This is a genomic window from Pedobacter nototheniae (genome assembly GCF_004335085.1).
Classification (GTDB): domain Bacteria; phylum Bacteroidota; class Bacteroidia; order Sphingobacteriales; family Sphingobacteriaceae; genus Pedobacter; species Pedobacter nototheniae.
The window spans coordinates 24,207-50,335 of the sequence record NZ_RQRS01000002.1; the positions used below are offsets into that span (position 1 = coordinate 24,207).

The following is a 26,129-nucleotide window of genomic DNA, read 5'->3' on the forward strand; positions in this document are numbered from 1 at the left end:
TACCAACTATTTAATTTTTAAAGTCACGCACTTAAATTTAAGATTCCGTTTACTTTGCTAAGCAATGGCAGATTTAATTTGCCCAACAATATCTCCAATTACATCTACTGATTTTAAAATCTTAAAGTGTCCAATTTTTTCATAAGAACGGGATTTTATTGAGCTATTTGCATCTAAAAACTCGTTGAGATAAGACCATGGGGCGATGTGATCCTCGGGATCAAATGCTAAGAAATGGTTTGGATGTTTTGCAGCATGGTATAAGTCAACTAAATTAAAGTACTCTGCAGGTACAGGAAATTCGTTACTAAAGTTTTGAAAAAAGGTTTCTTGATCGCCTTGTTCTATATTTATGGAGTTTAAACTTTGCTCAAAATTTTCTTTCAACCGAATTAAAGGAGCAATACTAATCAAAATTTTCGGCTCAATTTCAGTTTCCTGTACAGCCAAAACATTAGCCATTCCACCTAGCGAATGTCCGATTATAAAATCTGGGTAGGCATAGTTTTTTACAATAGCTTCAACAGATTTTGCATACAACATCAGGTTGGAAAATTCAGAAACAGAACTGCCATTTCCAGGTGCATCGAAAGCGATAATTTCCAAATCATCTATACTTCTTAATTCGGTAATCAGCTCAGAGAAATCTGCTGCTTTTGATGCCCAGCCATGTGTTAGCAATACTTTATTTTTTCCATTACCCCAACTAAAGCCGTTTATCGTTAAATTAGTTTGGGTAAAATAGGTATCGTAAACCTCCAGCGTAAATTTCTTCGCTTCATCCAACAACTGTTGTTGCTGCAATCTGAGTGGCATTTTGGGCGAGTAGAATACAAAACTCCGAATTAATTTATCTGCATTGATGCCTTGAAGGCGAGCATTGTTTATATCTGCAATAATTTGCTTTAGCTTTTTCAACCTGGAATAAATTTGAGTTTAAATATATTTTGAAAGGAAAGATGCCGAAATAAATTCAGCATAACGATTACATAAAATTAAAGAACCGCTATGCTGAGCCTAACTTAGGATTTATGCATTATTTAACAATCCTTTTAAATCTGCAGGAGAGTAATTGATAGATTTTAGGGTTTTATCGTCCGCTTTTCTGAATACCAAAAACAAGCCATCTATTTCTTTATAGTACGATTCTGTTTGGTCTTTATCTAAATAAAACTGAATGGTTTGCTCTGCTTCTTCTACCGTTTTACAGGCTTTACTCATGTTAGAACGGTGTACTTCATCAAACAAAGTTTTAAATTTTCCGCCTAATCCAAACTCATGGATAGCGCCTGCCAAAACGTATTGCAAATCGCATAATGCATCTGCAACTTCAACCAAATCATCATTTTCTACAGCTTCTTGCAATTCTTTTAATTCTTCGGCTAATAGCGAAATACGCAGATTTGCCCTCTGCTTTGATGGAATTACTGGGGTAGCTAATATTGGATGTTTAAAGGTTGTATGAAATTCAGCAACCTGGTTTAATGAATTCGTTTCTTGCATAACAATGTTGATTTTATTGCTGGCAAACTTAAAAAAATAGCATTATATAATTTCGTTAATTTATAAACATAGCGGGGCCTTTTATTCTTTTGGCATCAAAAGTGTCGAAATTAAACCCTTTTTCCAGTTCAAAGAAAACGAATAGCTTAAATGTTCTTCTATGTCTTACATGGTTTACTTACTATCCATCATTACCTTGAAGTGCTTTATTCGCTGCCGCGGGGGCTTCTATTCTTTTGCCACCAAAAGAACCAAAAGTGTCGGCTCGCAATTTTTCTGTTTAAGCTAGGGGTTAGGCTTGGCTTGTGCTTCCCGAATAATTGACCATGCCGATTAAGCGGTTAACAAAGAAAAGTGGTTTGGACTTATATGTGGGGTAAGCGATCGCTAAATTAACTTTTATAGATGAACTCACGACAACCGAATTCACCCTTTGTACCTGTACAATGGCTATTAAATTAACCTACTTAAATAATGAATTACATAAACACAAAAAACGATCGTCATTACATTGTCGATCGCCTTAAATGTTCACAAATATCCTACAGGGTTTAAAAACTGACTACTTTATGCCTTACAAATCATCCAATTAATATTGCTTTCGACTAAACTTTACTTACTTTCTTTAATAATCTTGAAAAAATCCTCTTTATAAGTTTCGCCTATCGGGATAGCCTGTTCATTGATAAAAACGGTATTTCCATCAATCATTCTAATTTTTTCAATAGAAACGATGTAAGATTTATGAATGCGATAAAACGGTGGTTGTGGCAATTGTATTTCCAGCTCTCGCAAAGCTTGATAGGTAATAATGCGTTGGGTTGCAGTATAAACCGAAACATAGTTTTTTAGTCCTTCGATGTATAAAATATCGTCGTAATTAACTTTGATAAACTTATTTTTAGTGTCGCCCTTAATAAAGATAAAATCATTTGTTTGCGGTGTGGCTACTACCACATTTTCAGACTGCGCAGGCATAACGGGTTCTAATATTTGCTGTGCTTTTGAGGCTGCCTTATAAAAACGTTCGTAAGAAATTGGCTTAAGTAAATAATCAACAACATCTAAATCAAAGCCTTCTAAAGCATATTCTGGATAGGCGGTAGTAAGGATAACTTTACATTTATTACCACAAATTTTAAGAAATTGTATACCTGTAAGCTCAGGCATTTGAATATCCAGAAAAACAAGATCTACCTTACCATCCTGAACAAGGTTTAAAGCTTCAAAAGCACTTGTAGTGGTACCTACAAGCTCTAAAAAGGGAGTTTTATTTATAAATGCAGCAATAATATCTGATGCATAAGATTCATCATCAACGGCAAGGCAGCGGATCATATTTTTATTTTTAGGTTATTCAAAACTAAGAGAAAAGAATTATAGATTTATAATCAACGTTGTTTTATAAGTATTACCGTTGTTAGAAATTAACAGTTCGTGCTTATCGGGATAAATTAAATCCAACCGCCTATGAATATTAACCAAACCAACCCCGCTTGAATGATCTTTTTGGGCATGGCTAATTTTATTACTCACCACAAAGCTTAATCTTTTATTTTGAACGGTTAAGGTAATGCGTACGGGCTGTGCTTCATCATTAATTACACCATGTTTAAATGCGTTTTCTACAAAGGGAATTAAAACCAAAGCGGCTACTTTCTGGTCGGAAATACCTTCAGTTTTAAAATCAACAAAGAATTTTGGCTCAAAGCGCATTTTAAAAAGCTCGATATAACTTTCTAAATAATCTACTTCTTTATCTAATCTCACCAAGCCATCTGGGCTATCGGTTAAGGTATAACGCATCAAATCAGAAAGGCGCAATACTGCATTTGCCAGCTTATCAGAAACTGGGATAGCCAATGAATACACATAGTTTAATGTATTGTATAAAAAGTGTGGATTGATTTGCGACTTTAAAAAGGCCAATTCAGATTTAACTACTTCATCCTTTAGTTTAAGATTGGTACGTTCTGTTTCAAAACTCAATTTTGCGCCATATATAGCGGCAGGTACAACAATAAATGCTAAACTGAAATAAATATTATCGGTTATGTAGTACCAAATTGGTGTGCCATCAGAATAATTGTGCAACCCGAACCATTTTAAAAACAAAACTTCTTCTAAAAGGTAGCGCATGCAAATAAATATGGCAATTGTAAATATAATACCACCAATAAGTTGAAGGGCCTTACCACGCTTTAAAAACTTAGGATACACCCAAAGAAAGCAGATGTAAAATTCTACTATTTGAATAAAGTTCATGGAGTAGCTAAATATAGCTTGCTTAAATGGAACTCCATTTATTATATCGGAACCGTAAAAGTATCCCAAAACAAGTATCCAACAAATAATGTGGATTAAAACAATGCGTGTTTTTTTCATGGTTTAAAACTATCAAAAGGTTTTTCAACTACCTATTTTCTTATTCCAAACCTGCAAAAAATTATCCCAACCCCCTCTTTTTGTATATAAACCCCAAAATGAACCAAATTTGGCTTTGGGATAATATTTTGAGGGGTTGAGATTATTTAATTTCAGGGTAAACGGTAAGGCTGCACCTTTGAATCATAATCAAAAACAATATTATGAAATCAATTGTAAAAACCTTCGCATTACTTATCACAGCATTAAGCTTATACTTTCCATTAAAGGCACAAGAGCAAAAAGAAGTGCTTTTAATTGGCACCTTTCACTTCAGCAATCCAAATGTTGATGCCATTAAAACAGATGCCTTTAATGTTTTGGGAAGCAAACCGCAGCAAGAGCTTGAAAATATAACTGATAAGATTAAAGCTTTTGGTCCTGATAAAATATTTATAGAGTGGGAGTACGATAAACAAGCGGAGTTAGATAGCCTATATAAGCTGTATATAAATGGCACTTACAACAAATACATTAACAGTAAATATAAAGGCACTAATCAGTATGCAATGTACAATGAGTTTGAAGGCTTCCAATTGGCATTTCGTGCAGGTAAAAAAGCTGGGTTAAAAAACATTTACGGAATAGATTACCCTTTCGATCTTCCATTTGATTCTGTAATGACTGCCATGCAGGTCGCTAAGCAAACTACACTTATTAAAGAGATTGACAGCATGTTTAAAGCGGCTGGAAAGGTAGAAAACCTAAAGAGAAAAACTATGGGTCTTACTGACCTTATCCTGGATAAAAACACCGAAGAATCCAGAAGAGAGAACGCCGGATTTTATCTTCAAATGCTTAATAAAGCGGGGGCTAAAAATAACTTCGCTGGTGCTTACCTGGTTTCTGAGTGGTACCGCCGAAACCTATATATGTACTCTTTGATTCAAAAAATTACTCAATCTACCGATAAGAAAATTGTAATTCTTTTAGGCTCGGGGCACATTGCAATGCTTAAACAGTTTATAGATGTTGAAGGCAAATTTAAAGTTGTAGAACTGAAAGAAGTATTAAAATAAAATTATCTCATATAATAACCTAACGTCATAATGAAAACTCTATTAAAGCTTATTTTCTCAATTGCCTTAATGTTGTGCCTGCAAAATGCCAAAGCACAAAGCATTAAAGTTAGTGGCATCGTAGCCGATCAAAATAAAAAAGCATTAAGTTATGCTTCAGTTTCACTGATTCATTTGCCAGATTCGGCCTCGGTGAGTTTAAGAGCAACCAGCGAAAATGGAACTTATGAATTTAAAGCAAAAGCTGGCAAGTATTTAATTAAAGCACTTGCCGTGGGTTATCAAAAAAACCAATCAGCAGCTTTTGAAATCGCCAGTAGCGATGTTAATATTCCCTTAATTACACTTAAAGAGATGAGCCAACAGTTAAAAGAAGTTACAATTTCCTCTAAAATGCCCGTTATTAGTCAAAAAGCAGATCGTGTTATCGTTAATGTAGAGCAAATGAATACCGCTGGCGATAATGCCCTTGAGGTTTTAAGCAGAGCGCCCGGTGTAAAATTAGATAAAGACGAGAATATTATTTTGAAGGGAAAATCGGGCATTAATGTTATGATTGATGGCAAAATGAGTTACATGAGCGGAACGGAATTAACAACCTATCTAAAATCGCTTCCTGCTGATGCTTTAAGTAAACTTGAGTTAATTTCTAATCCGCCATCCTCTTTTGATGCGGCTGGTACTGCAGGAATTATCAATATTAAATTGAAAAGAAACAGAATACAAGGCTTTAATGGCAACATGAATTTGGGTGGTGGCTACGGCAAGTATGGAAAAATTTACGGTGGTACCAATTTAAACTATAACACAGGTAAGTTAAGCACCTTTTTAAGGCTTAACGCAGGGCGATATGGATCTTATAATCGCTTAACATTAAACAGAACCATTGGCGATGAGCAATACAACCAGGTTAATTTCTGGAACCCAATCACCAATAGTCTTAACTACTCTACCGGTGCCGACTATTTTATTAACGATAAAAATACGCTTGGTTTAATGGTAAAGGGTTTTACCGCACCAGAAGAAACTAAGGTAAATAGCAACTCGGTAAATTATAATGCCGCAGGTGCAAAAGCTGGCGGTACAGAAATGTTTAACCCGCAAAGCAATACCGAAAAAAATCATGCCGTTAATCTTAATTATCGTTTTAAAACGGATACACTTGGCGGCGAATTTGGCTTTGATGCTGATTACGTTAGATACGACAATAGTAAGAACGAAACTTTTGTTAATACTTACTTAGATGCTGCCAACAACATTATTGGTGCCCCAGTTAATTTACGCAATAATGGAATGGGCAATGTTTCTATCTATTCGCTAAAAGCAGATTATTCGCTTAATTTTTCTAAAACTTTAAAGCTAGAAACAGGTTTAAAAAGCAGCTGGGTAAAATCGTTAAGCAATGTAAGCTTCGATTCTTTAAAAAATGAAGGCTGGATTAATGATCCACGAAGAACCAATTTATTTTCTTACAATGAAAATATTAATGCGGGCTACCTTTCATTAGATCAATCTTTTAAAAACATACAAATAAAAGGAGGCTTACGAGCTGAGCAAACCGTAGGCAACGGCGTATCAACGGGTACAAATGCTTTAATAGAAAGAAAATACTGGAAATTATTTCCAACCTTATTCGTATCGGTTAAGCTTGATTCAAACAATTTGATTACCGCAGCCTACCGCAAAAGCATCAACAGACCGTCTTACAGCAGCTTAAATCCTTTTACATTTTACACCGATCCTTATACCGCTTTACAAGGTAACCCTTGGTTGCAACCTTCATACTCAAATAGCTTTGAATTTAATTATAGCTATAAGGATTTTAGGATTTTAACATTAAGCTATTCTAGAGGAAATGGCTTTATTTCAGAAGTTATTTATCAAAACAATTCTACAAAGGAAAGCATCTCAAGACCAGAAAATTTAAGTAAGACCACCAATTTCTATCTATCAACTGGTAGCCCTTTTAATGTAACCAAGTGGTGGAATACCAATACGGATTTTTCTGCATCTTATAATAAAACGCAATCTCCAATACAGGGCAGCGGTTATAACGCCGAAGCCTGGAGCTGGTCTGTAAGTACCGATAACACCATTACCTTACCTAAAAACTACAGCCTATCAGTTTACGCATATTATGATTCACCAAATGTTTCGGGTTTATTTCACAGTTTAGAAAGTTCGCAGGTTAATGTAGGCGCTAAAAAGATTTTTTGGAGCAAAAATGCTACGCTGGCTTTTAAAGTGAATGATATTTTTAACAACAGCAAATTCAGAGCTAATTTACAGTACAATAACATTAAAACCTTTTGGCAAAACGAATGGGAAAGCCGTAAAGTATCTTTAACCTTTACCTATAAATTTGGCAACATGAAAATAAAAACCGCCAGAAACAGAAAAACAGGTACAGGAGATGAAGAAAGCAGAGTTGGTGGCTAACTTATTACAATACCAACAGCATCCATACATTGCAAGCAAAATGACCTGAATTACCCAAAGGGCCGGATAAAGCTTTAAATCCGGCCTTTTCGTACATTCCTATTGCTGTAGAAAGTTCAGGGAAAGATTCCAGATACACTTCGTTATAGCCTAATTGTTGTGCGGATTCTATACTCTTTTGCATTAGCTCTTTTCCAATTCCCTTCCCTCTTGATGCTGAAGAAAGATAAAATTTAACCAGTTCTACACAACCATCCGGTAAACCTTCAGTTGGATAAATGCCACAACCACCTAATAAAATACCATCTTCTTCTGCAAGCCAGTAAGCCGATTGTGGGTTTTGAAATACGATGGATAGATAATCCGTTGTAGGATCAGAATAAACCGTACCCACCTTCTCAATATTAAATTCTTCAAATACAGTTCTAATCAATCCTGCAAGTGCTTTATTATCTCTTTCTTCTATCTTACGAAAAGTAATAGCCATTGTAATTTTTTCTGTAAAGTTATAAAATGCGAATAAAGCTTATTAAAAAAGCTCAAACAAAATGTGCATTTAAATTATTTATTAAATAGATAATTAGATAAAAATATGGAAAACGACAAAAAAGCAATCGAGCACAACTCAAAAAATCAAACGCATCCAAAACCATCTGATGATGTACAATTAGATATTGAAACCGTTACACCCGAAACGGAGAAAAACGCTGGAAAAGAAATAGATGAAGCTAAAAACAACGAGAATAAAGCTAAACCAGAAAGCAATAAAGAAGATTCATCAAAAGATGATAAGGCAGATGATATTGAGACAGTAGCACCTTAAAAAAACATCTTATAGCTCATCTAAAATAGTTTTACTATTTTGGCGTTATGATTAACATGAAACAAAAAATATTGCTTTGCCTTTTAACAATTTCCATGTTTGGTTGTGGAATAAACAGGCAGGCACAACAAATAAAGGCTTTAGAGGATTGTACCTACAAAATTACCAGTGTACAGCAGGTTTCAATTGCAGGCACTGATATTAAACGTTTGCTCGATCAGCAGGATTTTAGCTTAACAAGTTTACCAGGTGTCGCCCTAGGTTTATTAAGAAAAGATATTCCGTTGAGGGCTAACCTTAATCTCGAAATTTCAAATCCGTCTTCAAAACTTGCAGCAATCAATCAGTTTGAATATAAAATTTTAGTAAACAACACCGACTTAGCCGAAGGCATTGTAAATCAGAATGTAAGTATTGCCCAAGGCCAAACCGTTACTGTACCTGTGCAATTAACTAGTAATATTTATGGCTTAATTAATAATGGAAACATGTTTAACGACATCATTAAGGCTGTAAAAAAAGGCGGAACATCCAAAGATGAAAAACTTGGTTTGCTAACCATCAAAATAAAACCAACGTTTATGCTCGGTAATACCCCAGTTAAATATCCGGGTTACATTACCATAAATAAAGATATTAGCAGTAAAATATTGCTATAAACAATAAGGGCTATCTAATTTAGATAGCCCTTATTGTTTATAATTAAAGTTTATTAATGTGTTCTTTTAGTCTCTCTAATCATTCCGTTAAAACTGTGGGCATCCAAACTACCAGAAACATGCTTAAATTCCTCATCAGATAATTTTTCCGCTATGGTTGATGAGCCAACTTTTAAACTTGCGGTTTTAGTTGCAGGCGTTGTAAAGTTTCCAGTTTTAGCATACTGTAAAGCATAGCTTAATAATGGTTCACTCGTATCTCCCCATGATTTAGTTAAATCTTCTGAAGCTACTTTATCAACAGTTAAGCCAGAATAGTAACCACCTGAGCCTACTTTATTTTTAGTTTCAAACTCAGGAATATATAGATCAAGCTTATCAATTCTTACCGGGAAAAACCCAACAGGCTTTCCGTAAGTAGTAGAACCAATTAATTTAACATCCATAACTGGTCGCAAGCTATTTATAGTTAATTCACTCGCAGAAGCCGTAGAACCTGTTACAATAAAATAAACACGACTTAAATTTAATGCGCCAAGTTTAGCAAATTTCTCCACGTTATCGCTTGCAGCAGGTGTATAATCAACATCCGCATAGGTAGCATACTTCCCATTTACAAAGTTGCCCGTTTGCAATTTCCCGTTATCATCCAATAAAGGTTGGTGTATTAAAACTGAGGACTTACGCTGCGCTGTGGTTAAATTTTGCAAATAAGAGCTGTAGTAATATGTAAACATGGTATTACCGGTTTCTGCGGCAGGGGCTGCAAGGTTTACTATTTGGGCAGCGGTAGAGATATAACCACCTCCATTATAGCGCAAATCTACAATCAACTCCGTTACACCTTGTGCAGCAAAATTGGCGAAAATTGCATTTAATGCTGTTGTTTGATTATCAGTAAAGCTATTAAAAACAATATAGCCCACCTTTTTCGCATCAACCGTATAAACACTGGTAAACAATATCGGGTTTACTGTATAAGAAGTAGCATTTACTGTTACACTTTTAGATACTCCGCTTAAATCATTAAAAGTTAAAGCAATGCTTGTATTACTTCCAAAAATTGCATTGTTTAAGAAATCGACATTATCATCACTATACGCCAAATTGGTGCGACCGTTAATACTGGTAACCTTGCAGCCTCTAACCAAACCCTGTGCTGCTGCAGAGGAGTTTTGATAAACATATTTTACATACAAATTTGCACCTGAGGCATCGTATAAAACGGAAAATCCAAAATCATTCTCTGTATTTATATCGGCTTTTAAAGCACCCGTTTTCCCTGCTGTACTTACATAATCTATAAATGAATATTTTGGGTTGGTAGATTTGGCTACATACTCATAAGGCTTTCCTGTGGTTGGATTATTGGAAAATTGGGTAATTGCATATAATTCTGTTTCATTAGAAGAGAAACTTCGTGGGTTAAAAGCATCGTAAGTTGGTAACGAAGTATTCCAGTAATAAAATTCTTTCGCATATAAAAAGATAGAATCTTTTGTTAATTCAGTGCGATTACCTGGAGGCGTTACAGTGCCAGTTGTAGTGCCAGTATCATCAGGCGTAGCTTTATTCTTTTTGCAGGATATTAATATCCCAATACAAAGCATTAAAGCAATTGGCAAGACATTAAATTTATTGTTTTTCATATAGATGTTTAGAATATTTTTATAGATATACGTAATAATCAATTAAAAAATTGTGACACAGCTAATTTATATATTAATCCAATATGATTTTAAAAAATTATACACACAAAAATGTGTCGTTAAAAAGGAAATATCTGACGATAAAAATCTATTAATGAAACCCTTAGAAACCAAAAAAGCCTCTCATTTCTGAAAGGCTTTTGGATGTGGTGCCACCTGGATTCGAACCAGGGACACAAGGATTTTCAGTCCTTTGCTCTACCGACTGAGCTATGGCACCATCCGTTTGGGATTGCAAATGTAGTGTTCTTTTTTAAAAGACAAAATTTTTTATTCAAAAAAACAGCCATCCAAACACCCCTACTCTGATTATCAATTAATTAAATTTTCATCTAGTATCAAAAAATAATTCATTCTTACTTAGAATCAGTACAAACTAATAATTTTAAGCTTTTTTTTATGCATGCATAGCAATTTATTTAAATTAAATATCCTAATTTAGCGTTTAAACAATCATTATAATTGTATGGTGGCTCAAATTCTATTTCTACTTCTTACACTTGCAGCGGTTGCATTGTTTACGGTCAACTTCCGTAAAATCATTCGCAATATCCGTTTAGGCAAATCGGTGGATCGTAATGATCAACCGCAAAAAAGGCTTTTAACGATGATTAGAGTTGCTTTTGGACAGTCAAAAATGGTTGTTCGCCCTATCCCGGCTTTCCTTCACTTTTTTGTTTATGTGGGCTTCGTTATCATCAATATCGAAGTGCTCGAAATTATGATCGATGGATTATTTGGCACTCACAGAATTTTTCATGGCTTAGGTGGCTTATATAATTTCTTAATTGGATCTTTTGAAATACTCGCTTTAAGTGTTTGGTTATCATGTGCTATTTTCTTAATTCGTAGAAATATTTTAAAAATCAAACGCTTTAGAGGGGTAGAAATGACAACCTGGCCAAAATCTGATGCGAATTATATTTTAATAACCGAGATCCTGTTAATGTCTGCTTTTTTATTAATGAATGCCGCTGATGCAAAACTTCAAGCTTTAGGCGCAGGCCATTACGTTAATGCAGGTTCTTTTCCTGTTAGTCAGTTTTTACAAAATTTATTACCCAACACAGAAAGTGCTTTAGTTTATATTGAGCGTGGTTGCTGGTGGTTCCACATTATTGGAATACTAGCTTTTTTAAATTACCTGCCCTACTCTAAACACTTTCATATTCTTTTTGCTTTCCCAAATACTTACTTTTCAAATTTAGAACCAAAGGGAGAGTTTAATAATATGGAATCGGTTACTAATGAGGTTAAAGCAATGCTTGATCCTTCCTTCGTACCTGCCGAAACGGCTCCTGGTAAATTCGGCGCTAAGGATGTTACAGATTTAAGCTGGGTTAACTTAATGAATGCCTACACCTGTACCGAATGCGGTCGTTGCACGTCTGTTTGCCCAGCCAATATTACAGGAAAGTTACTATCTCCCAGAAAAATTATGATGGATACCCGTGATCGGGTTACCGAAGTTGGTAAAAATATAGACAAGCATGGCGCCGAACATCAGGATGGCAAATCATTATTGGATGACTATATCAGTAGAGAAGAAATTTGGGCTTGTACTAGTTGCAATGCTTGTGTACAGGCCTGCCCTGTAAATATTGATCCTTTACAAATTATCATGGAATTACGCCGTTATGCGGTTATGGAAGAATCGCAAGCTCCGGGAAGTATTAATGCTATGCTTGGTAATATAGAAAATAACCAGGCGCCATGGAAATATTCTCCAGCTGATCGTTTTAACTGGGCAGAAGGGAATTAATAAACAGTTGGAAGTTAAAAAATCGAAAGTAGTAATACGGAAGGTTTAAATTAAAATACTTAAAAAAATGGAATTTAAAGTACCTACAATGGCCGAATTAATGGCTGCAGGTGAAGAACCAGAGATATTATTTTGGGTGGGCTGTGCTGGAAGTTACGATGAAAGAGCGCAAAAAATTACCCGCGACATTTGTAAAATTTTACATCATGTAGGTATAAAGTATGCCGTTTTAGGTACAGAAGAAAGTTGTACCGGCGATCCTGCTAAACGTGCCGGCAACGAGTTTCTATTTCAAATGCAAGCTATGACCAATATTGAGGTTTTGAATGCTTACAACATTAAAAAAATTGTTACTGGCTGCCCACATTGCTTCAACACTATTAAAAACGAATATCCTGGCCTTGGTGGTACGTACGAAGTTATCCATCACACACAACTTATCCAGGATTTAATAAATGAAGGCAAATTAAAAGCTGAAGGTGGCGAAAGTTTCAAAGGCAAAAAAATCACTTACCATGATCCTTGTTATTTAGGGCGTGGTAATGGAATTTACGAAGCACCTAGAAAAGCTTTAGAAGTTTTAGATGCTCAGTTGGTTGAAATGAAACGTTGCAAAAGCAATGGTTTATGCTGCGGTGCTGGTGGCGCACAAATGTTTAAAGAGCCTGAAAAAGGAAATAAAGATATTAACGTTGAAAGAATTGACGAAGCTTTAGAAACCAATCCTCAAGTTATTGCAGCTGGTTGCCCATTTTGCATGACTATGCTTAGCGATGGTATTAAATTAAAAGATAAAGAACAAGAAGTAAAGGTTTTGGATATTGCCGAAATTACAGCAAGAGCAAACGGGTTATAAGGCTAAGGCTTTATAACTTGCGCCTCTGGCGTTAATTTAACTAATGTTTCTCTAATCATATTTAAGTCTTCGGCCTCAATATTCTTAATCGGTATAGCAATACAAGTCCCCATAGAATCTACATCACCACGCTTATCATTGTAGGTTTGCACAATTACATCATCGCTCTTGGTGTGCAAATAAAGCCTGCCAGATGTTGTTGAACCAATATAATCCATATCTTTAAATTTAGCCAGTTTAAAAGCAAAATATTCTATCTTTCCATTATTAAAATAGCGCTTATAGCGGCAAAACCCATTGTTAGTAACATTAAGTTCGTATTTTTTAATTTGATTACTCTCCTGGTTAAAATCATAATGATCTGTAAAACTTTTTTGGAGGTAATTAACATATTCATCAGTAGTATCGAGAGTAGTAAAAGCACATAAAAACAGGCTGAAAGCCATCATAACAGGCAATTTCAAGCTTAATGTAAACTTTTTCATAAGGATGAAGTTTTAGATAGACCAAATTAATTAAAATATTAAATTTGTAATATGAGTTTTTCTCCACAATCAAGAGTTTGGATTTACCAAAGCGATAGAAAATTTAGTCAGACTGAAGAAGCCGAAATTCTTCAAAAGCTATCTGCATTTACCAGTCAATGGAAAGCCCATGGTAATGAATTGTTAGCTAAAGCTGAGATTCGCTACGGCTTTTTCATCATTTTAACCGTTGATGAAAATCAAGCTAATGTAACTGGTTGCTCTATTGATAGCTCTGTACGTTTAATTAAAGAGATTGAACAAGAATACAATGTTGATTTATTCAATCGCTTTAACATCGCCTATAAAATAGATGATGAAGTTAAAGTACAAAGCAAAGAAGATTTTGAAACGCTTGTAAATATAAAACAGGTTACTCCAGAAACCATTGTGTTTAATAATATGGTTCAAAACCTTGCCGATTTAGAAAACAAATGGGAAGTTGCCTTTAAAAATAGCTGGCACTCTACAGTTTTCGCCCACCTTTTGTAAACATTTTTTATATCAATTACCAAAGTAGAAAACAATAGGCTGTTGAAATAATGCCCTAACGTTTACTCCATTATTTTGGGCTGGAACCCATTTAGGCGATTTTTTCATAACCTTTAAAGCTTCATTAGCAACCGCAGGACTCACTTTGTTTTTGTTTACAACCTCAAAATCGCAGAGGCTTCCATCATCACATACCGTAAATCTAACAATTGCCATTTGACGAATACCATATTTGGCAAAAGTTACGCTATCCTGCAATTCGGCAGCTCTAGATGCATCAAGATTATTTTGTATAAACTTTCTCCAGGCAGCTATACCACCATTAAATTCGGGTTGCTTTTCTACAGAAGTAGCTACAACAGGAGATTTAACTGGAGCTGTTTCAACCTTTTGGGCCTTTACCATAAAAGGGAAAAGAAGCAGAATAAAGAGTATGCGTTTCATTCTTCAAATATAAAAACATTTAATTACCAATAATTTATCAAAATTATAAAGAAAAAAATCAACCATTTCAAAAACAATTATGGCTTTAAAAGTATTATATTGTTCAATCAAACAATCTGTATGGCTCGGTGGTTAAAAATTTCTCTCAAAATTCTTGCGGTTTTTGCGTCTGTTATTATTCTAATCTGGGTAGCAGGAGCATTTTATATCAATCGAAATAAAAAAGAAGTTCTCAGTACAATATTAGAACAGCTAAATAAAAATCTTAATGGTAAAATCTCTGCTGGTAGTATGGAGCCTACTCTATTAAAGGGCTTTCCTGGAGTTTCGGTTTCCTTAAATAAGGTGGTTTTACGTGATAGTTTATGGGCCAACCACAAACACGATCTTTTAAATGCGCAGGATATTGACGTGTCATTAAATGTTTTTTCACTTATCGCTGGAGATGTAAAAATCAGTCGAATATCTATTAATAATGCCTCAATATATGTTTATACCGATTCTTCTGGATATAGCAATACGAGTATTTTTAAAAGTAAAGCACCAGATAAAAAGAAATCAACATCCAAATCTGCACCATTAGAAATCAGCAAAATTGATTTTAACAAGGTAAATCTTGTTGTGGACAATCAAAAACGCTTTAAGCTATTTAACTTTAATATTGATCAAATTCAAGGTAGAATTGAATACCCAGATAGTGGCTGGACAGGAAAAATTAAGCTTAAAACTTTTGTAAAAAGCTTTGCATTTAACACCAGAAAGGGCAGTTTCCTGAAAGATAAAACTTTAGAGGGCACACTTTCTGCTCACTACAGTAAGGCGGAGGATGCGGTGATTATCAATCCAGAAATATTAAACATTGGTGGTTCTCCTTTTAAAATTGGCGCCAAAATAGATTTAAGTAAATCCGCTTTTGCTATAAATATAGCCGTTGATAAAATCCTTTTTAAAGAAGTAGCACTTTTATTAGCACCAAATATATCGTCTAAACTGTTAAAGTTTGAAATCGACAAGCCAATTGATATTCGTGGTAATATTATTGATGATGGAAGTGGCAAATACGGAGATCCATTAATTAAAGTTAGCATGACGGTAAGAGATAACGTAGTTTCTATGTTACCAGCAATTAAATTAACCGATTGCAGTTTTGATGGCTCTTTCACTAATCAAGATACATTAGGAGGAATTATTGGAGATGAAAATTCTATTATTAAACTTTTAAAACTTAATGCAAACTACTTTAATGCCCCTATTAAAGTTGATACATTTCTAGTTACAAATTTATCGCGACCAATTGCAACAGGACTTGTAACGTCTAATTTCCCGTTATCAAATCTTAATAATTCTTTAGGCGGTGAAAATTTCGATTTCAAAAATGGAACAGCTGACGTAAGATTATATTGCAAAGCTGATATCGATAATTTCAACTTCACAAAACCTGTTGTTTCGGGTAAAGTACGCGTTATTGATGCCGATATAATGTACCTGCCACGCAAACTTCGTTTAGTTAAAAGTGCTTTAGATATTAATTTCACACAAAACAATTTATCTATTCAAAATGGACACTTCCAATTAGGTAAAAGTATTTTGAATTTAAATTGTACCATAGATAATTTCCTCAATTTATATTATACTGCACCCGATAAGATTTTGGTAAACTTAAAAATGAGTAGTCCACAACTCTACTTAAATGAATTTTTACCTTTTCTTGGTCCTCGTGAGCGTAAAAGTAAGTCTAAATCAAAAAGCTCTTTAAAAGAAACTACCGCTCAATTAAGCAACGTTTTAGAGGTTTCTAAAATGAATATTTTGTTAAATGTAGATAAGGCTATTTATCAAAAGTTTGTAGCAAAAAACCTTAATGCTGATATATCATTACGCAGTGAAGGTATTTTCTTCAACAAAATAAATGTAAGTAATGCAGGTGGCAGTTTAACATTAAATGGAAATGTAAAACAAGAAGGAAATTCTAACAGGTTTATGCTTAATTCCAAAATAAGCAATGTAAATGTTAAAGATTTCTTTTATTCTTTTGATAATTTCGGACAGAATACGATTACCAACAAAAACTTAAAAGGTTTTTTATCTTCGCTGGTTAATATATCTGGTAGAATTTCCAATACAGGTACAATCCTACCGCGATCAATGGATGGTAAAGTAATTTTTAACCTGAGAAATGCTGCTTTGGTTAATTTTGCGCCAATTGCTGATGTGGGGAAATTTGCTTTTCCAAGAAGAAATTTATCCGACATCCAAATACCAAAATTAGATGGCACTTTAACCGTAAAAGGCGACAAAGTAATTATAAGCCCGATGCAAGTTAATTCATCAGCTTTAAATTTTAATGTTAAAGGAATTTACGCTTTAAGTACAGGTACAAATATTGCAATGGATATTCCGTTACGAAATCCTAAGGGCGATGAAAACCTTGATAGCCAGCAGAAAAAAGAAGCACGAATGAAAGGTATTGTACTTCATCTTAAAGCGGTAGATGATGAAAAAGGTGGAATAAAAATCAGGTGGAACAAAGACCATGATTAGTTAGAGAAGCATTAAATTACAGAATGAGTGAATTAAAGAATGTAAAATCTCGAAGAGTAATTAACGATCTGTAATGCACTCTATCATTCAAAATTCTATCATTCATTCATTCAAAAAAAACTCTAGTTATTCACTAAAAATCCAGCGGTCCCAACCTGTTCATATTTCTTAAAATCAAATATTGGCGATGTCTAATATATGGCGTGGCATTTTTTGGTGTCCATCGAATTGGATTAGGAAAGCATGCAGCAATTAAAGCAGCTTGGTTTTTAGAAAGATTAGTACAAGATTTTCCATAATATTCTTGAGCAGCAGCTTCAGCACCATAAATACCATCTCCCATTTCAATTACATTTAAGTAAACTTCCAAAATACGTTCTTTATTCCAAAACAACTCAATTAGCAAGGTAAAATAAGCTTCAAATGCCTTTCTTATGTATGAACGCCCAGGCCATAAAAAAACATTTTTGGCTGTTTGCTGCGAAATGGTACTCCCACCTTTAACCTTTTTTCCTTTAGCATTACTGGCAAAGGCCTTTTCAATCGCTTTCACATCAAATCCAATATGTTTTAAAAACAATTGATCTTCCGCTGATACAGCAGCACGTTTCATATTATCGGAAATATCATCAAACTTAACCCACTTTTTCTCTGTTTTAAAAGGCTTCCCATCAGATTTTCGCTCTATATTGCGCAAAACCATTAATAAGGTAATTGGAGGATTTATAAATCGCAATGCGATAACCCATATCACTGAAACCAACAAAAAATAAATAAATACTTTTGAAGCAATGTTGGTTATTTTCTTTAATAAAGGACGTTTGGTTTTCGTTTTAGATGATCGCGTTTTAGCCATAGCAACAAAGGTAATAAAATCTTTAATCTCCAATTGAAACAGATAAATCTATGTTTTAAGAGAATGACATTTTTGTAACTAAAAACGATTTTCATTTAAACATATTTGTTCTCCATTCGTTACATTATAAAAAGAAATCAATATGAGTATAAAAGTTGCCCTCATTACTGGAGGAAGTAAAGGAATTGGTTTTGGAATAGCAGAATCACTTTTAAAAGAAGGTTATAAAGTAGCCATTACAAGTCGTTCAAAAAAGGCAGCGGATGAAGCGGCCGAATCACTTGGCAATTCGGAAAATATACTTGCACTGGAAGCTGATGTGAAAGATTATGCTTCGCAACAAAATGCATTAAGGGCTATAATCAATAAGTGGGGGCAGTTAGATGTATTAATTGCAAACGCTGGAGTTGGGCATTTTGCACCTATTGATGAAATGGACATTAATATTTGGCAAGAAACAATAGACACGAATTTAACCGGTGTATTTTACAGCATTAAAGCATCTGTTGAAGAGATAAAAAAATCTAAAGGCCACATTTTTACAATTTCAAGTTTAGCGGGTGCAAACTTTTTCGCTAATGGTTCGGCTTATAATGCCAGTAAGTTTGGCTTAACTGGTTTTACACAATCTGTAATGCTTGACTTGCGTAAGTATGGTGTAAAAGTAAGCACAATTATGCCAGGATCTGTGGCTAGCCATTTTAATGATCATAATCCAAATACAGCCGAAGATGCCTGGAAAATACAGCCAGAAGATATGGGACAACTTATTGTGGATTTACTTAAGATGCCTGCCAGAACACTCCCGAGTAAAATAGAAATTAGGCCCACAACACCTAAAGGATAGTAACAATAGTTGCTCGATTATTCCATATTACATGGCACAAAAAAGGGTTTTGCAAATGCAAAACCCTTTTTTATTTTCTTAAAAAGAATGCTTATTCAGCTATTACTTCAAAAGGAACCTGAACTTTCACTTCTTTGTGTAAGTTTAAGTTAGCAACATATTCGCCAACAAATTTAGGTTCAGTTTCGAAAGTAATACGACGACGATCTACATCAAAGCCTTGAGCTTTTAATGCTTCAGCAACTTGGATAGTGTTAACTGCTCCAAAGATTTTACCGCTTTCGCCAGCTTTAGCACCGATTGATAATTTAACGCTAGTTAAACGCTCAGCGATACCTTCAGCATCTTTCTTAATTTTATCTTGTTTAAATGCTGCTTGCTTTAAGTTTTCTGCTAATACTTTTTTAGCAGAAGAAGTAGCCAAAGTAGCAAATCCTTGCGGAATTAGATAGTTACGGCCGTAACCAGCCTTTACTGTAACGATATCATCTTTCTCGCCTAATGATTTAATATCTTGTTTTAAAATAATTTCCATATCAAATCCTCCTATTTTAATTGGTCAGCAACGAAAGGTAATAAACCGATGTGACGGGCACGTTTAACAGCCTGTGACACTTTACGTTGGAATTTTAACGATGTACCAGTTAAACGGCGTGGTAATAATTTACCTTGATCGTTAATAAATTTTAACAAAAAGTTTGCGTCTTTGTAATCGATATATTTAATACCATTTTTCTTAAAACGGCAATATTTTTTACGGTTATCCTCTACTTTAGGGGCAGTAACGTATTGTATTTGTTCTCTTGCCATTACGCTGCAACCTCCTTAGTTTTTTTGTTAAAAGCACCACTACGCTTTTTCTCATTGTAAGCAATAGCGTGTTTATCTAACCTGATGGTTAAGAAACGTAACACACGCTCATCGCGTTTTAATTCAAGCTCTAATTTGCTAATCAACTCTCCTGAAGCTTTGTATTCAGTTAAGTTGAAGAATCCGTTTGTTTTTTTGTCAATCGGATACGCTAATTTTCTCAAACCCCAATTATCTTCTTGGATAATTTCGGCTCCGCTACCAGTAATGATGTTTTTGAATTTAGCTAATGCCTCTTTCGCAGCTTCATCTGATAACAACGGGGTTAGAACGATAACAGTTTCGTACTGATTCATTGTTATTTAATTAATTTTTGTTTATTTTCCGATATAATTCGGGCTGCAAATGTAGCAATATATTTCTTAAAATCAAATGATTAATCAAGAAAAAGATGAGATAATTATAGAATAATCTAGTTAATTAATATTGTTTAACTTTTATTCTGTAATTGCCTTTAAAGTATTCCTTCATCTTAATTACTTCTTTAGATTTTTCTGTAAGCCAAAAAGTAGCGTAGCTTTCCTTATTATAATCTATTTTAAGTAACCAGCATTTCACTTTTGTATCACTGTTCAAAACCAAATCCTCCTTACCAATTACTTCGTACCTGTGGTAGGTAGCAACTTTTTCGTTTGGATCAAAAAAGGAAACATCAAACTTCTGTCCTACTTTTTTTATTGGTAATAACGGATAAGTTTCCAAATCCAATTCCCAGCTAATAATAGGAATATCCAGTTTAACTTTACCTTTTTTTACCGCTTCATTGTTATTTATAGTATCTGAAGGAACCATGAAGCCATCTCTATAATCGTATGCAAAAATGCCTCTCTTTTTATAATCTGCTTTATGATAAATAGGTGCTAAGGTTTTATGATCGCAAATATTAAGAATGTTAGCCAGTACCGTATCTGCATGAATCCACTTCCAATCGAATGCCACCACATCGGCACCATTAACTTTAGTAAACTTTGTACTTCTTTCCCACAAATCGCCTACAGTTCTTTTCTTATCAAGCGTATCGGTAAAGTAAACCAGATAAGTACTTTTACCTTCTTTTAAATTCTCAATTTTTAATTTATTGTTGGCAGCATTAATGGTATCGACCTGAGCTTTTGAGTAAATTCCAAAAGAACAAAGGACGAGTGTAAATAGAATAATTTTTTTCATTTTTTGTTTAGGGTTTGATTTATGTTTTATAATTACACTTGCAGCAAGCGAGTTATAGTTTAGATAATCACTTGTTTTAAATGTTACGATGTTTGGTTTGTACATTTAAGATTTAATTTTTTCCACAATCAAACATTTCTGTAACCTAACATCTAACAAAAATTCCTATTTTCGTGGCGATGGAAAATTTTATTGTTTCTGCCCGTAAATACCGTCCAGCCACGTTTGAAACCGTAGTTGGTCAGCAGCATATTACGGGTACACTTAAAAATGCCATCAAAAACAATCAACTTGCACAAGCATTTTTATTTTGCGGTCCGCGGGGAGTTGGTAAAACCACCTGTGCACGTATTCTTGCCAAAACCATTAACTGTACTAACCCTACAGCGGAAATGGAAGCGTGTGGAGCTTGCGATAATTGCTTGTCCTTCCAAAATGGTCATTCTTTTAATGTACATGAGTTAGATGCGGCATCAAACAACTCTGTTGATGATATCCGTAGCTTAATTGAGCAGGTTAGGATACCGCCACAAGCCGGAAAGTATAAAATTTATATTATTGATGAGGTGCACATGCTCTCTCAAAGTGCATTTAATGCTTTTCTTAAAACATTGGAAGAACCACCTTCGTACGCTATATTTATTTTGGCTACGACGGAAAAACATAAAATTTTGCCAACCATTTTATCACGTTGTCAAATTTTTGATTTCAATAGAATACAGGTTGAAGACATTGCCAGCCATTTGGCAACTATTGCACAACGTGAAAACATTGCATTTGAATCAGACGGGTTACATATTATTGCTCAAAAGGCAGATGGTGGTTTGCGTGATGCGCTTTCAATGTTTGATCAGATTGCCAGTTATGCCAATAAGAATATCACCTATCGTGCAGTAATTGATAACCTGAATATTTTAGATTACGATTACTTTTTTAAGCTTACACAATATTTAACCGCAGCACAGGTTAGCGAAACCTTACTCTTGTTTGATGAAATATTAAACAATGGTTTTGATGGAAATAACTTTATCAATGGTTTATCAACCCACTTCCGTAATTTGCTAGTTGGTAAAGATGCTGCAACAATTAAATTACTAGAAGTAAGTGAAAATATTAAGCAAAAGTATTTGGAGCAGTGTAGGCAAACAGAGCTTTCCTTTCTGTTAACGGCTTTAAACCTGGCAAATACTTGCGACTTAAACTATAAAAACAGCAAAAATCAACGGCTACAAGTGGAGCTGGCACTGATTAAGATGTGTCATATCCGATCGGTTGTGCAACTTGCACAGCAACCTCTAAGCCCGACCTCAAATACAGCAACTGACCAAGATCAGGATAAAAAAAAAACTAATTTAGTCGGCGGTAGTAACGAAGTTCAAAAGGCTGAAAATACTTCTCCAACTGAGCAAAAAGCTATAAATACTGCTATTTTACCTCAAGCGATTGATGCAGAAGTTAAAGCAGAAATTCCAAAAAGTAACCAACCCGATAAACCTTCTGAAATCCAAAGGCCAACTTTAGCATCTTCGGCTACAACCATTAAAATTAACCTTTCAAAAAGTAATGCTGGAAGCATTTTAATTCCTTCATTAAATGATTTGGATCGCGTATCAAGTGCTGAAGAAGCAAAAGGGCCACAAACTGTAACTGGCGAAGCCCGTGAAGATTTTACATATGAAAGGTTACTGGAAGTTTGGAGTAGTTATGCTGAAAAATTAAAGAGGGAGAACAAAATTAATCTTTACACAATTTTAAACAACTTCGCTCCCACTTTAAAAGGGAAAGAGCATATTGTAATTTCGGTTGAAGGTAAAGCACAAGAAGATTTTGTACAGAGTGAATCGGTTGAGTTAATGAACTTTTTGCGTAATAACCTGAAAAATTTCGGTGTTGAAATTTCTTATAAACATGCAGAACGGGCACATGAGAAAAGATTATATACTTCTAAAGAGCGTTACGATTATCTGGTAAATAAAAATCCAAAGCTGGAAGATTTGCGCCGGAAATTTGGCTTGGATCTTATCCCTTAAAATGTTATAAAAAACCCCATGCAGTTAATCTACATGGGGTTTCTTTTTATTTTTGTGGTGTATCGTTAATTGGGTAGCCTTCTTCATCCAAGTCATCACGATTATCTTCTGGAGTACGGGCCAAAATTTCGTCCTCAGGACTTAGTTTAACACTCTCACCATTATCAACATGCATACCTAATTCTTCTAAATTATCGTTAGCAATTTCATCATCGTTAGCATATTCGTCGCCAACATAAGGATTTGCCTCATCATAGGTAGAGTCATCATCTTTGGCACCTACAGCTACAGTTTCATAACCCATCGGGTGATCGTAATCTTTATCGGTACCTTTCACATCCAGCTCATAACTCTGCTTAGTCTCATCATAAGATAAGTTTTCATTGTTAATTTCACTACTTTCTGTTGTACTGTGTAATTTATCTTTTGCTGGTTTATTCTCGTTATTTGCCATGATATAGTTTCTTTTAATTTATATAAATATAACAACTTGGTACCAATAAGGTTTTAGTATCATTAAAGGTTTAACAACAAAAAGATTAAGCATTTTATATTCCGCTTATACGAAAAAAGCGTTCTGATTTTAAACCAGAACGCTTATATTATTGATTAATAAAACTTATTAAAGTGATGCTAAAGTAGAATTTAATGTTTCACTAGGACGCATTGCTTTACTTGCCAATTCATCGTTAGGATTGTAATAGCCACCAATATTTTGGGGCTTGCCTTGAGAACCAATTAACTCTTCGTTGATTTTCGATTCGTTTTCTTTTAAGGCTTTTGCCAAAGGTGCAAATCTAGCCTGTAATTCAGCATCTTTAGTTTGTGCAGCCAATGCTTCTGCCCAATATAAAGCTAAGTAGAAGTGTGATCCACGATTATCAATTGATCCAAGTTTTCTGCCAGGAGATTTATCTGTAGCTAAGAATTTCGCATTTGCTTCATCTAAGGCATCAGCTAAAACCTGGGCTTTTGCATTATTTTGAGTTTGAGATAAATGCTCTAAAGAAGCTTGAAGCGCTAAAAATTCGCCTAAAGAATCCCAACGTAAATAACCTTCTTCGATAAACTGTTCGATGTGTTTTGGAGCTGATCCGCCTGCACCAGTTTCAAATAAACCACCACCATTCATTAAAGGTACAATAGATAACATTTTTGCCGAAGTTCCTAATTCTAAAATCGGGAATAAATCTGTCAAGTAATCACGAAGTACATTACCTGTAACCGAGATAGTATCTAACCCTTTACGAATTCTTTCTAAAGTAAATTTAGTAGCTTCAATTGGTGATAAAATGCGGATATCCAAACCATTTGTATCATAATCAGGCAAATATTTATTCACTTTAGCGATAATTTCTCTATCGTGTGCTCTGTTTTCATCTAACCAGAAAACTGCTGGAGTATCAGATAAACGAGCTCTGTTTACCGCAAGTTTAACCCAATCCTGAATTGGAGCATCCTTAGTTTGGCACATGCGGAAAATATCTCCTTTTTCTACTTTTTGATCGAAGAAAACTTTTCCATCTGCATCAGTTACACGAATAGTTCCACTTCCAGTTGCTTGAAAAGTTTTATCGTGAGAACCATATTCCTCAGCTTTTTGGGCCATTAATCCAACATTTGGTACAGAACCAATTGTAGTTACGTCAAATGCGCCATGTGCTTTACAATCATCAATTGTAGCCGTGTAAACACCAGCATAACTGCGATCTGGAATTAAAGCGATTGTATCTTGCGCTTTACCATCCTTATTCCACATTTGACCTGAAGTACGAATCATTGCCGGCATAGAAGCATCAACAATTACATCAGATGGAACATGAAGATTGGTAATTCCCTTATCAGAATTCACCATAGCCAAAGCTGGTCCATTTTCAATTGCTGCAGCAATTGCCGCTTCAACTTCAGCCTGTTTTTGGTTACCAGCAATTTTTGCGTAAACATCACCTAAGCCATTTCTGGTATCAACGTTTAGCGAAGCGAATAAATCAGCATATTTTGTAAAAACATCAGCAAAATAAACTTCTACAATCGCACCAAAAATAATCGGGTCAGAAACCTTCATCATGGTTGCCTTTAAGTGCGCAGATAATAAAACACCTGCAGCCTTAGCTTCAGAAATTTCTTTTGCAACAAAAGCTTTTAAGGCAGATAAACTCAGTGCAGAGCTATCAATTACTTCACCTGCTTTTAAAGGCGATAATCCTTTTAATTCGGTTACTGCTCCATTTGCATCAACAAATTCAATTTTAAACTGACTTGCATCAGATAATGTTACTGATTTTTCTGAACCATAAAAATCACCTTCGCTCATACTTGCTACCTTAGTTTTAGAATCTGCAGACCAAGCGCCCATTGAATGAGGATTTGTTTTTGCATAATTCTTAACGGCTTTAGGTGCTCTACGATCTGAGTTACCTTCACGTAAAACAGGATTTACAGCCGAGCCTAAAACTTTAGCATATTTAGTTTTTATTGCTTTTTCTTCTTCTGATTGTGCATTATCCGGGTAGTTTGGAATTGCAAAACCTTGCGATTGTAACTCAGTAATTGCACCTACTAATTGAGGAATAGATGCAGAAATATTTGGTAATTTTATAATGTTTGCTTCTGGGGTAGTTGCCAAGGCACCTAACTCAGCTAAAGCATCACCAATTTTTTGATCGTCTTTTAAGTACTCAGGGAAGTTTGCTAATATTCTTCCGGCTAAGGAAATATCTCTGGTTTCTACATCAATACCAGCTGAAGCGGTAAAAGCTTGTACAATAGGTAAAAATGAATAAGTGGCCAGCATAGGCGCTTCATCTGTTTTTGTATAGATGATTTTTGATGTGTTTGACATATATTAATTTTTTGCTATTAAGTTAATCTATCAACTGGTTTGTATTTAAACCATTGATTTCAAAATCGCCTAAAGATAAAATAAACGAATGAATTAAGTAACATCCACAGGTTAAATTAGTTCAATGATACTCGTCATTTTTACAAATAATCCTTCATTTTCCCGAAATCAATTTCAGCATTCATCACCAATATATTAATCGCTATTATTTTGCAATATCAAAATTAAAGATGAAAAAATTCCATATTCCATATAGCCTTATTCACGTTATACAAACTTTCTTAGCATTCTCTGTGTTATTTGTTTTGTGAAACATCCCATT

At 34.6% G+C, this 26,129-nt stretch carries 25 protein-coding genes and 1 tRNA gene; 10 read left to right on the forward strand and 16 right to left on the reverse strand.

The features are described from left to right. Window positions 1–57 precede the first annotated feature (57 nt). From EHC72_RS02010 to EHC72_RS02025, 4 genes are all read right to left on the reverse strand, one after another. Complete coding sequence (locus EHC72_RS02010; RefSeq protein WP_131535818.1) at window positions 58–918, reverse strand: alpha/beta fold hydrolase; 861 nt, start codon at window positions 916–918, stop codon at window positions 58–60. 111 nt (window positions 919–1,029) lie between these two features. Beyond that, a complete protein-coding gene (locus EHC72_RS02015) occupies window positions 1,030–1,503 on the reverse strand; it encodes a pyrophosphohydrolase domain-containing protein (protein WP_131535819.1) in 474 nt (157 codons plus the stop codon). Between the two features lie 612 nt (window positions 1,504–2,115). Next, the gene (locus EHC72_RS02020) at window positions 2,116–2,841 is read right to left on the reverse strand and encodes a LytR/AlgR family response regulator transcription factor (RefSeq protein WP_131535820.1); all 726 of its coding nucleotides are present in this window, start codon (window positions 2,839–2,841) and stop codon (window positions 2,116–2,118) included. Between the two features lie 39 nt (window positions 2,842–2,880). Beyond that, a complete protein-coding gene (locus EHC72_RS02025) occupies window positions 2,881–3,888 on the reverse strand; it encodes a sensor histidine kinase (protein WP_131535821.1) in 1,008 nt (335 codons plus the stop codon). 203 nt (window positions 3,889–4,091) lie between these two features. On the opposite strand from EHC72_RS02025, the gene EHC72_RS02030 reads away from it, so the two are divergent. Then, window positions 4,092–4,946 carry a DUF5694 domain-containing protein gene (locus EHC72_RS02030; RefSeq protein ID WP_131535822.1) on the forward strand — a complete coding sequence of 285 codons (855 nt, stop codon included), beginning with the start codon at window positions 4,092–4,094 and terminating at the stop codon, window positions 4,944–4,946. 30 nt (window positions 4,947–4,976) lie between these two features. After that, the gene (locus EHC72_RS02035; protein ID WP_131535823.1) at window positions 4,977–7,385 is read left to right on the forward strand and encodes an outer membrane beta-barrel family protein; all 2,409 of its coding nucleotides are present in this window, start codon (window positions 4,977–4,979) and stop codon (window positions 7,383–7,385) included. 4 nt (window positions 7,386–7,389) lie between these two features. On the opposite strand, the gene EHC72_RS02040 is transcribed toward EHC72_RS02035, so the two are convergent. Next, the gene (locus EHC72_RS02040; protein ID WP_131535824.1) at window positions 7,390–7,872 is read right to left on the reverse strand and encodes a GNAT family N-acetyltransferase; all 483 of its coding nucleotides are present in this window, start codon (window positions 7,870–7,872) and stop codon (window positions 7,390–7,392) included. A gap of 105 nt (window positions 7,873–7,977) precedes the next feature. Here EHC72_RS02040 and EHC72_RS02045 point away from each other — a divergent pair, with 105 nt between their 5' ends. Together EHC72_RS02045 and EHC72_RS02050 are read left to right on the forward strand one after the other, a co-directional pair. Beyond that, on the forward strand, window positions 7,978–8,208 hold the full coding sequence (locus tag EHC72_RS02045) for a hypothetical protein (protein WP_131535825.1): 231 nt from the start codon (window positions 7,978–7,980) through the stop codon (window positions 8,206–8,208). Window positions 8,209–8,264: 56 nt separating this feature from the next. Next, window positions 8,265–8,867 (forward strand): Rossmann-fold NAD(P)-binding domain-containing protein, encoded by a 603-nt coding sequence (locus tag EHC72_RS02050; RefSeq protein WP_131535826.1) that lies wholly within the window; start codon window positions 8,265–8,267, stop codon window positions 8,865–8,867. Window positions 8,868–8,920: 53 nt separating this feature from the next. On the opposite strand, the gene EHC72_RS02055 is transcribed toward EHC72_RS02050, so the two are convergent. Next, window positions 8,921–10,516, reverse strand: coding sequence for a S41 family peptidase (locus EHC72_RS02055; RefSeq protein ID WP_131535827.1), 1,596 nt, complete (start codon window positions 10,514–10,516; stop codon window positions 8,921–8,923). Between the two features lie 207 nt (window positions 10,517–10,723). After that, window positions 10,724–10,796 (reverse strand) — tRNA-Phe (locus EHC72_RS02060). 246 nt (window positions 10,797–11,042) lie between these two features. Between EHC72_RS02060 and EHC72_RS02065 the strand changes: the two genes are divergently transcribed. Both EHC72_RS02065 and EHC72_RS02070 read left to right on the forward strand, forming a co-directional pair. Further along, the gene (locus tag EHC72_RS02065; RefSeq protein WP_131535828.1) at window positions 11,043–12,338 is read left to right on the forward strand and encodes a (Fe-S)-binding protein; all 1,296 of its coding nucleotides are present in this window, start codon (window positions 11,043–11,045) and stop codon (window positions 12,336–12,338) included. Between the two features lie 67 nt (window positions 12,339–12,405). Then, entirely contained in the window at window positions 12,406–13,194 is a 789-nt protein-coding gene (locus EHC72_RS02070; protein ID WP_025144610.1) for a (Fe-S)-binding protein, read from the forward strand. A 2-nt stretch (window positions 13,195–13,196) separates the two neighbouring features. On the opposite strand, the gene EHC72_RS02075 is transcribed toward EHC72_RS02070, so the two are convergent. After that, on the reverse strand, window positions 13,197–13,679 hold the full coding sequence (locus tag EHC72_RS02075) for a hypothetical protein (RefSeq protein ID WP_131535829.1): 483 nt from the start codon (window positions 13,677–13,679) through the stop codon (window positions 13,197–13,199). A gap of 51 nt (window positions 13,680–13,730) precedes the next feature. Here EHC72_RS02075 and EHC72_RS02080 point away from each other — a divergent pair, with 51 nt between their 5' ends. Further along, window positions 13,731–14,210, forward strand: a complete 480-nt coding sequence (locus EHC72_RS02080; protein WP_131535830.1) for an ABC transporter ATPase — start codon at window positions 13,731–13,733, stop codon at window positions 14,208–14,210. A 12-nt stretch (window positions 14,211–14,222) separates the two neighbouring features. On the opposite strand, the gene EHC72_RS02085 is transcribed toward EHC72_RS02080, so the two are convergent. Beyond that, window positions 14,223–14,654: an energy transducer TonB family protein gene (locus tag EHC72_RS02085; protein ID WP_131535831.1), complete on the reverse strand. Its 432-nt coding sequence runs from the start codon at window positions 14,652–14,654 to the stop codon at window positions 14,223–14,225. A gap of 120 nt (window positions 14,655–14,774) precedes the next feature. Between EHC72_RS02085 and EHC72_RS02090 the strand changes: the two genes are divergently transcribed. Continuing rightward, on the forward strand, window positions 14,775–17,195 hold the full coding sequence (locus EHC72_RS02090) for an AsmA family protein (RefSeq protein ID WP_131535832.1): 2,421 nt from the start codon (window positions 14,775–14,777) through the stop codon (window positions 17,193–17,195). Between the two features lie 133 nt (window positions 17,196–17,328). Here EHC72_RS02090 and mtgA read toward each other — a convergent pair whose 3' ends face one another. Further along, window positions 17,329–18,051, reverse strand: coding sequence for a monofunctional biosynthetic peptidoglycan transglycosylase (gene mtgA / locus EHC72_RS02095; protein ID WP_131536144.1), 723 nt, complete (start codon window positions 18,049–18,051; stop codon window positions 17,329–17,331). A gap of 142 nt (window positions 18,052–18,193) precedes the next feature. Between mtgA and EHC72_RS02100 the strand changes: the two genes are divergently transcribed. Then, window positions 18,194–18,898, forward strand: a complete 705-nt coding sequence (locus tag EHC72_RS02100) for an SDR family oxidoreductase (RefSeq protein ID WP_131535833.1) — start codon at window positions 18,194–18,196, stop codon at window positions 18,896–18,898. Window positions 18,899–18,989: 91 nt separating this feature from the next. Here EHC72_RS02100 and rplI read toward each other — a convergent pair whose 3' ends face one another. The 4 genes from rplI to EHC72_RS02120 all read right to left on the reverse strand — a co-directional run bounded on the left by rplI (window position 18,990) and on the right by EHC72_RS02120 (window position 20,935). Further along, entirely contained in the window at window positions 18,990–19,433 is a 444-nt protein-coding gene (gene rplI, locus EHC72_RS02105) for a 50S ribosomal protein L9 (RefSeq protein ID WP_131535834.1), read from the reverse strand. Between the two features lie 11 nt (window positions 19,434–19,444). After that, complete coding sequence (rpsR, locus tag EHC72_RS02110; protein WP_131535835.1) at window positions 19,445–19,708, reverse strand: 30S ribosomal protein S18; 264 nt, start codon at window positions 19,706–19,708, stop codon at window positions 19,445–19,447. Then, the gene (rpsF, locus tag EHC72_RS02115) at window positions 19,708–20,064 is read right to left on the reverse strand and encodes a 30S ribosomal protein S6 (protein ID WP_131535836.1); all 357 of its coding nucleotides are present in this window, start codon (window positions 20,062–20,064) and stop codon (window positions 19,708–19,710) included. Before rpsF ends, rpsR begins: the two co-directional genes overlap by 1 nt. A 124-nt stretch (window positions 20,065–20,188) precedes the next feature. Next, a complete protein-coding gene (locus EHC72_RS02120) occupies window positions 20,189–20,935 on the reverse strand; it encodes a DUF3108 domain-containing protein (protein ID WP_131535837.1) in 747 nt (248 codons plus the stop codon). A gap of 179 nt (window positions 20,936–21,114) precedes the next feature. On the opposite strand from EHC72_RS02120, the gene EHC72_RS02125 reads away from it, so the two are divergent. Further along, complete coding sequence (locus tag EHC72_RS02125) at window positions 21,115–22,965, forward strand: DNA polymerase III subunit gamma/tau (RefSeq protein WP_131535838.1); 1,851 nt, start codon at window positions 21,115–21,117, stop codon at window positions 22,963–22,965. 46 nt (window positions 22,966–23,011) lie between these two features. Here the strand turns inward: EHC72_RS02125 and EHC72_RS02130 are convergent, their stop codons facing one another. Then, window positions 23,012–23,419, reverse strand: a complete 408-nt coding sequence (locus tag EHC72_RS02130) for a hypothetical protein (protein ID WP_131535839.1) — start codon at window positions 23,417–23,419, stop codon at window positions 23,012–23,014. A gap of 168 nt (window positions 23,420–23,587) precedes the next feature. Next, the gene (locus EHC72_RS02135) at window positions 23,588–25,807 is read right to left on the reverse strand and encodes an NADP-dependent isocitrate dehydrogenase (protein WP_131535840.1); all 2,220 of its coding nucleotides are present in this window, start codon (window positions 25,805–25,807) and stop codon (window positions 23,588–23,590) included. Between the last annotated feature and the right edge of the window lie 322 nt (window positions 25,808–26,129).

What these genes read in the sequence shown, in the direction of transcription:
- EHC72_RS02015 (WP_131535819.1), bottom strand. Translation starts at nt 1,503, where the DNA reads ATGCAAGAAACGAATTCATTAAACCAGGTTGCTGAATTTCATACAACC.
- EHC72_RS02135 (WP_131535840.1), bottom strand. Translation starts at nt 25,807, where the DNA reads ATGTCAAACACATCAAAAATCATCTATACAAAAACAGATGAAGCGCCT.
- EHC72_RS02080 (WP_131535830.1), top strand. Translation starts at nt 13,731, where the DNA reads ATGAGTTTTTCTCCACAATCAAGAGTTTGGATTTACCAAAGCGATAGA.
- EHC72_RS02070 (WP_025144610.1), top strand. Translation starts at nt 12,406, where the DNA reads ATGGAATTTAAAGTACCTACAATGGCCGAATTAATGGCTGCAGGTGAA.
- EHC72_RS02090 (WP_131535832.1), top strand. Translation starts at nt 14,775, where the DNA reads ATGGCTCGGTGGTTAAAAATTTCTCTCAAAATTCTTGCGGTTTTTGCG.
- EHC72_RS02045 (WP_131535825.1), top strand. Translation starts at nt 7,978, where the DNA reads ATGGAAAACGACAAAAAAGCAATCGAGCACAACTCAAAAAATCAAACG.
- EHC72_RS02030 (WP_131535822.1), top strand. Translation starts at nt 4,092, where the DNA reads ATGAAATCAATTGTAAAAACCTTCGCATTACTTATCACAGCATTAAGC.
- EHC72_RS02100 (WP_131535833.1), top strand. Translation starts at nt 18,194, where the DNA reads ATGAGTATAAAAGTTGCCCTCATTACTGGAGGAAGTAAAGGAATTGGT.
- EHC72_RS02025 (WP_131535821.1), bottom strand. Translation starts at nt 3,888, where the DNA reads ATGAAAAAAACACGCATTGTTTTAATCCACATTATTTGTTGGATACTT.
- EHC72_RS02075 (WP_131535829.1), bottom strand. Translation starts at nt 13,679, where the DNA reads ATGAAAAAGTTTACATTAAGCTTGAAATTGCCTGTTATGATGGCTTTC.
- rplI (WP_131535834.1), bottom strand. Translation starts at nt 19,433, where the DNA reads ATGGAAATTATTTTAAAACAAGATATTAAATCATTAGGCGAGAAAGAT.
- EHC72_RS02020 (WP_131535820.1), bottom strand. Translation starts at nt 2,841, where the DNA reads ATGATCCGCTGCCTTGCCGTTGATGATGAATCTTATGCATCAGATATT.
- EHC72_RS02085 (WP_131535831.1), bottom strand. Translation starts at nt 14,654, where the DNA reads ATGAAACGCATACTCTTTATTCTGCTTCTTTTCCCTTTTATGGTAAAG.
- mtgA (WP_131536144.1), bottom strand. Translation starts at nt 18,051, where the DNA reads ATGGCTAAAACGCGATCATCTAAAACGAAAACCAAACGTCCTTTATTA.
- EHC72_RS02125 (WP_131535838.1), top strand. Translation starts at nt 21,115, where the DNA reads ATGGAAAATTTTATTGTTTCTGCCCGTAAATACCGTCCAGCCACGTTT.
- EHC72_RS02065 (WP_131535828.1), top strand. Translation starts at nt 11,043, where the DNA reads ATGGTGGCTCAAATTCTATTTCTACTTCTTACACTTGCAGCGGTTGCA.
- EHC72_RS02050 (WP_131535826.1), top strand. Translation starts at nt 8,265, where the DNA reads ATGAAACAAAAAATATTGCTTTGCCTTTTAACAATTTCCATGTTTGGT.
- EHC72_RS02035 (WP_131535823.1), top strand. Translation starts at nt 4,977, where the DNA reads ATGAAAACTCTATTAAAGCTTATTTTCTCAATTGCCTTAATGTTGTGC.
- rpsF (WP_131535836.1), bottom strand. Translation starts at nt 20,064, where the DNA reads ATGAATCAGTACGAAACTGTTATCGTTCTAACCCCGTTGTTATCAGAT.
- EHC72_RS02130 (WP_131535839.1), bottom strand. Translation starts at nt 23,419, where the DNA reads ATGGCAAATAACGAGAATAAACCAGCAAAAGATAAATTACACAGTACA.
- EHC72_RS02040 (WP_131535824.1), bottom strand. Translation starts at nt 7,872, where the DNA reads ATGGCTATTACTTTTCGTAAGATAGAAGAAAGAGATAATAAAGCACTT.
- EHC72_RS02055 (WP_131535827.1), bottom strand. Translation starts at nt 10,516, where the DNA reads ATGAAAAACAATAAATTTAATGTCTTGCCAATTGCTTTAATGCTTTGT.
- EHC72_RS02120 (WP_131535837.1), bottom strand. Translation starts at nt 20,935, where the DNA reads ATGAAAAAAATTATTCTATTTACACTCGTCCTTTGTTCTTTTGGAATT.
- rpsR (WP_131535835.1), bottom strand. Translation starts at nt 19,708, where the DNA reads ATGGCAAGAGAACAAATACAATACGTTACTGCCCCTAAAGTAGAGGAT.